The following is a 503-nucleotide window of genomic DNA, read 5'->3' as shown; positions in this document are numbered from 1 at the left end:
AACGCACTCGACATGACACCGGCAATCGCTTCAGTCTATGGCGACGAAGGCGCGAAACAATTCGAAAAAATCTTCGTCGATCACAACAAATACACAACGGACCTCGTCAAAGCCGTCAAAGCGGATGACCAAGAAGGCATCAACGCTTCGAAAGCCGAGACAGAAGAATTCGTCCAGGATCTCTCGACATTCCTCGACGCTGCGACAGAAGGCGAACTTCCGAAGGAAACAGCTGAAGAAGTCCTTCGTACTCACGAAGCGGACGTCTATAAAACATTCCAACAATATGCAGCAGGCGACTATGAAGGATCGTACAACACGTTCCGTGAAGGATACAGCCGCATGTATGACATCTCGAAAGCTCTCTCAGTCGCGATCACAACACAGATGCCTGAGAAGTTCGATAACTCGAAAGCTGATACGAAAGCCGCTGACCTCCGGTCAACACTCAACAGCCTCGCTGCTGAACACGTCGCTCTTGCGAACCTCAGCATGACGGCAGG

At 50.9% G+C, this 503-nt stretch carries 1 pseudogene; it reads left to right on the top strand.

Going from position 1 to position 503, the window contains the following annotated elements:
* Positions 1-503, top strand: a pseudogene (locus KNP98_RS15905) (copper amine oxidase); the annotation flags it as partial.

It is taken from the genome of Exiguobacterium sp. s127 (assembly GCF_018618695.1).
In the GTDB taxonomy this organism is placed as follows: domain Bacteria; phylum Bacillota; class Bacilli; order Exiguobacteriales; family Exiguobacteriaceae; genus Exiguobacterium_A; species Exiguobacterium_A oxidotolerans.
This window is presented reverse-complemented; position numbering and strand designations above follow the sequence as displayed.